At 45.2% G+C, this 5,401-nt stretch carries 4 protein-coding genes; 2 read left to right on the top strand and 2 right to left on the bottom strand.

The genetic code is table 11. The features are described from left to right. Position 1: 1 nt before the first annotated feature. A complete protein-coding gene (locus F6K57_RS35670; protein ID WP_293072754.1) occupies positions 2-1,168 on the bottom strand; it encodes a class I SAM-dependent methyltransferase in 1,167 nt (388 codons plus the stop codon). Positions 1,169-1,450: 282 nt separating this feature from the next. Next, a complete protein-coding gene (locus tag F6K57_RS35675) occupies positions 1,451-2,968 on the bottom strand; it encodes a glycosyltransferase (protein WP_293072757.1) in 1,518 nt (505 codons plus the stop codon). A gap of 461 nt (positions 2,969-3,429) precedes the next feature. Between F6K57_RS35675 and F6K57_RS35680 the strand changes: the two genes are divergently transcribed. Together F6K57_RS35680 and F6K57_RS35685 are read left to right on the top strand one after the other, a co-directional pair. Beyond that, entirely contained in the window at positions 3,430-4,797 is a 1,368-nt protein-coding gene (locus F6K57_RS35680) for an NAD(P)/FAD-dependent oxidoreductase (RefSeq protein WP_293028132.1), read from the top strand. Between the two features lie 168 nt (positions 4,798-4,965). Continuing rightward, positions 4,966-5,401, top strand: a 436-nt coding sequence (locus F6K57_RS35685; RefSeq protein ID WP_293072760.1) for a UbiA family prenyltransferase, incomplete at its 3' end; no start/stop codon positions are given.

The following is a 5,401-nucleotide window of genomic DNA, read 5'->3' on the forward strand; positions in this document are numbered from 1 at the left end:
GCTAGAGTCTGGTTGCGTCTAACCACATCACCCCAAATAGGTCATGACCCACACCATAGCCTGGTTGCTGAGTTGCCTCCAATTTCCGCAACACTTGAGCTAGCATAGACTCGACCTTCTGTCGGTACAGGTGTTTGTCAGAAATCTGTTGTAATTCTTGCTGGGCGGCTGCCTTAAATCCTTGAACTTCAGGGGGCAACTCAACGGTCGCGACCGCCAAAGGCTCACCCAATAGCTCTGTGGCGTCACTCACCAAACGGTTCCACCAACTAGAGAATTTCCTGAAGAAATCTAAGATGTGCTCTGGTGCCGCTCCTAACTCGACTTGGAAGATCAGTTGGCTCAAGTCTGTCTGTTGTGAGGGTGAGAGCAAACTATTGACTAGGTCGCGATAGTTGGGCAACCCTGGGTTAAACTGCCTTGTTGAGGTATGGCGACCAACCATAATCGAGCGATCGAAAAACTGAAACTTCTCAACAGGACAGCCTACGGCATTCGCTGCCTGCTGCATAATTTCTTGCAAGTGTTGATGGGAGTAAAAACTCATCCATGTTGGTTCTGTATCCCCTTCGGTCTGGAAAAAGCTCATCGAGTAATTCCAACGGCTGTTCTGCCATTGGGCTGTCCACTCGATACTGTAGCGCCCCAAAACATCCACAATCACAGCACACCGGGAGCGATTCTCGCAAACATTGGTCACAATCATCTTTAAGGCTTGGTCAAGCTCCTGGTGAGTCAGATGAGAGTAGGGAACGCCGCAAGAAAGATATAAATCGAAGGGTCGAGCCAGCTTGCTAGTCCGAATATCCGCACATTCAAACCCAACGTTACTGTGGTTACCATATAAATTTATGGCAGTTTCCACCATTTGGGTACTAATATCAACTCCCAAGTACTCTAGCTCATAGCTACCACTTAGTTCTGGGTCTTTTAACAATAGCGTTGACAGCAAAACATATCCATCACCTGTGCCTGCACCAATATCAACAACCCGTAGTTTCTCCCCCTTATTTTTGCTCACTGGGGCGATTGCTTGCTTAAACACTGAACGAGAGAACGGCTCCTCCCAATCAACTTTTACACCGTCACGGCGACTTTTAGATAAGTAATGTTGAACAGCATTGCTTTGGTCGTATACAGTCTTAATCTGCTCTGGAGTTACTTTCATAACCAATGTAGGTTTCTACTAGAACTTCAAACGTCTATCGACTCAACTCTGTCACTTCAATCAACTGCTAAGTCTCTCTGGAGCAGGCTTGTAATGAATTTAAAATTCGTTCCTAAAGCATTGTATCATAAAAAATCGTAACAACAAAAAAATGTATCAAAAGAAAGCGCGACAGCTATAGCAATCCTCAATTATTTGTAAAATATTTAAAATCGTAAATCATTGCTGGGCAAGGGTTATAGCGATATATTTCGCCACTATTCGGCTACTAGATTTGACGAATCAGATAGGATTGCTATAATCTTCAACAAAATACCAGTAGCTCAATTCTTCCAAAGAAATATCATTTTCTGGCTGTGGATCATGGAAATAGGAATGGAGCGGAAGTAACTCAGCAGCAGGATTTGCTGATGGTTTAGAAACAATTTGTTTGATTCGGCTCAAGTAGTTTAAAGCGGTGCTATCCCAGGTGTAATATTCCAAAACATACTGCTGACAACGTTTCTGTAACCTTTGCCACAAGTGTTGATCACAAAGTATTTCCCTGATGCCTCTAGCAATATCTGCTGGATCACTGGGATCGACTAACATACCATAGTCTTCATCTCCTACTTTTAGACTTTCACCAACACCACTATTTTTTGTTACCACTATCGGTAATCCAGCTGCTGCTGCTTCTAAAGGAGCAAGACCAAAGGGTTCAAACAAAGAGGTAAGAGTAAACACGGAACCACGCTGAGCAAAATAGCGATAGGAAGCGGCTAGTGCTGGTTGATCGGGTACTGAAAAAGCGCTAATTTTACCCCACAAATTTTTTTCTCGTACTATTTCCCGGATGGGACCGATTACTAGTTTTTCGGTCTGTTGATCGTGGACTTTTTCTTGCAAAGGGTTATCCAAGCCACCAGTAATCAGCACCACATTGGCTTTCTGTTGCACTATCACATCTTCAGCAAAGGCTTGCACCAAACCTAGGAGATTTTTCTTGGGGTCTAAACGGCTGGATGCCAAGATAGCCGGTAGACTCCGCCTTGACTCACTGATGTCCCGGCGCAATCGCTCTTCAATCAGTTGATAAGTCGCTTGTTCATTATGAGCGATCGCATCGGAACCAAACACAGAGGCATTGACTCCCGGTGCAATAACGGCAAATCGATGATCAGCTTCTACATCCACTGCTCCACGATAAGCATGATGACTGTACTGTTGGAACCGCTCTTGTGCCGTATTAGTAATATTGAGGGCTGAGTGATTCATGCTCAACCGTTCCGCTAGGATCCGGTATCGGAAATTGTAATAGTGATCGATTTGAGCCAGATTCTCAGGAGTGACGTGGAGTTTATCCATTTTTTGAGCCCCCAGGGAATGACCTGTGAATGTAAAGGGTATCCCTGTCTGTTGCTCAATCAGCACTCCACACACTCCCCCATCACTGTAGTGGGTAGTCATGATATCAGGGAATTTACCTTCCTCTCGATAAAATTCCAGGATGTTTGGTACCCAGTCTTGGACGAGATAGGGCCACAACAATTCTTTGCGCAGGAACTGTTTTGGTCCGGCTGGCAATCGGATAATCCGGAGGTTGTCTACACTCCCATAGCAATCAAATGTCTCGGCAAATTCTGGCCAATCCGGATCAATGATGTGGCGGGTGAGAATATCTATTTGGTGACCTTGTTTTGCGATCGCATCTGCGACTTGCCTGACATAGACCAACTGACCACCGAAATCGGGATGTTCGCTAATGTAGCTATTTTTATGGTCAAAATTACCGTGAGGGTTGAGAAATCCAATGTGCATCACACTGACTCGAATAACAACCAACTGTTACCAAACCCTTACAATTCCTAGGATTTACAATCCAGGTTTAGCTTGTTTTGGGGATCTTATGTTAGTTAAAAATTAAACTTATCATTATATTATTAAATTGGGTGGTTTTTACGACACAGTTAATAGTTTTTAATGTTAAATTATATTAAGAAGCCTCGGGAAAGACGAGACCTCTTGCGTAAATAGACAACAACAGCGTGATAACTACGATAGTTACCTCCTAATAAATGACTTTTGCAAAAGGTCTACGGTTAAGGCAGGGACGTTATTCGTAATCAATCGTAAATAGGACTTACGCATTTGCCCCCGTGGGTCCCCCAATTCTGGGGGACTTTAACTCAATTTCCCCCCAAAATTGGGGGGCTAGGGGGGCGAAATCAAGTTAACCGCGTAAGTCCTGGTAAACAAATTCAGGAGAGGTAAGACATTCTATGGTTAGTTCTATGGTTAGTTCTATAGTTAGTGAAGCAAAGACCACTACTCCTCACCATGTGGTCATTATTGGTGGCGGATTTGGTGGACTCTATGCTGCTCAGGCTCTGAGAAAGGCACCAGTGAAAGTAACTCTAATCGATAAACGGAACTTTCATTTGTTCCAGCCCCTACTCTACCAAGTTGCTACAGGGGGCTTATCCGCTGGTGATATTTCCTCACCCCTGCGGGCAATCCTGAGTCACCAGAAAAATACTCAAGTGCTGATGGGGAAAGTAATTGGTCTTGACCCGAACCAGAAAACCGTTCAACTAGCAGACAAAGAAATATCTTACGACTCCCTGATCGTGGCGACTGGCGTTAGCCACCACTACTTCGGTAATGATCAATGGGCAAAAGATGCTCCTGGTTTGAAAACCATTGAAGATGCCCTAGACATTAGACGTCGGATTTATTCTGCCTTTGAAGCCGCAGAAAAAGAAACTGACCCCGAGAAACGTCGCGCTTGGTTGACCTTTGTGTTGGTAGGAGGCGGACCAACTGGAGTGGAATTAGCCGGGGCCATGGCAGAATTGGCTTACGACACCTTAAAAGATGACTTCCGCGACATTGATACTTCCGAAGCCAGGATTTTGCTGTTGGAAGGGATGGATCGGATTTTGCCTCCTTACCCACCGGAGTTATCAGTAAAAGCCCAAAATTCTCTGGAACGGTTAGGAGTAACAGTACAGACAAAGACTCTAGTTACTAATATTGATGACGATATAGTTACCATGCGTCGAGGGGAGCAGGTAGAGGAAATTAACGCCAAAACTGTTCTGTGGGCAGCAGGGATGAAAGCGTCTGCTATGGGCAAGGCGCTAGCAAACGCTACTGGTGTGGAGTTAGACCGGGCTGGACGGGTGATAGTACAACCGGATATGAGCTTGGCAGGACATCCCGATATTTTTGTGATTGGTGATTTGGCGAATTTCTCTCATCAAACTGGTAAACCCCTACCAGGAGTTGCGCCAGTGGCGATGCAACAAGGCAAGTATGTCTCTACTCTGATTCAGAAGCGCCTCAAGGAGGAGACAGTAGCGGATTTCCATTATCAGGATTATGGCAATTTAGCGGTGATTGGACGGAATGCCGCAGTAGTGGATTTGGGGTTTGTTAAGTTCTCTGGTTTCCCCGCTTGGCTAGCCTGGATTTTTATCCACATCTTCTTCCTGATTGAGTTTGATAATAAGTTGCTGGTCATGATTCAGTGGGCATGGCATTACCTTACCTTTAAGCGCGGGGTTCGTTTAATTACTAACCTTGAGGAAGAACCAGCAGGCAATTTCGAGGAGAGAAGAGATTATCGGACGCCGGTACAGGTGTAGGGCTTTAGGGATTAGGGATAGGGTGGGGAGGGTGGGAAGTGTGGGGAGGGTGGGGAGATGGGGAGATGGGGAGATTTTTAGTAAGGGTAATTATCCTGAGATGATATAAGTACTGAAACCATTAACCATTACTCTAACCCCTAATCCCTAATACTATTAACCTGATCTATGAGTCAGATTTCCTCTAAAGCATCTACTCCTTCCTCGATTAATCTATTGGAGCAACCAGCCGCTTGGCTGTACAGTTTCTGGAAATTTTCTCGTCCCCATACGATTATTGGGACGAGTTTTAGTGTTTTTGCCCTCTATGTCATTGCCGTGTCCATGACTAACAGTGGTTGGACTTGGCAAGGGTTCGGTCAACTGCTGGGAGCTTGGATTGCTTGTTTGTGCGGTAATGTCTATATCGTAGGACTAAATCAAGTCCACGATGTGGAGATTGACCGGATTAATAAACCCCATCTTCCCATCGCTGCAGGGGAGTTTTCTCTGCAACTAGGTCAGGGGATTGTGGCGGTAACTGGTATCCTAGCGCTACTGTTGGCTTGGTTATTCGGGCCGTGGTTGTTGTTGATGGTCAGTATTAGTTTGGCAATTGGTACAT

This window comes from Moorena sp. SIO4A5, from assembly GCF_010672005.1.
Classification (GTDB): domain Bacteria; phylum Cyanobacteriota; class Cyanobacteriia; order Cyanobacteriales; family Coleofasciculaceae; genus Moorena.

Coding starts and splice junctions, on each gene's coding strand:
- F6K57_RS35670 (WP_293072754.1), bottom strand. CDS start 1,168: ATGAAAGTAACTCCAGAGCAGATTAAGACTGTATACGACCAAAGCAAT.
- F6K57_RS35675 (WP_293072757.1), bottom strand. CDS start 2,968: ATGCACATTGGATTTCTCAACCCTCACGGTAATTTTGACCATAAAAAT.
- F6K57_RS35680 (WP_293028132.1), top strand. CDS start 3,430: ATGGTTAGTTCTATGGTTAGTTCTATAGTTAGTGAAGCAAAGACCACT.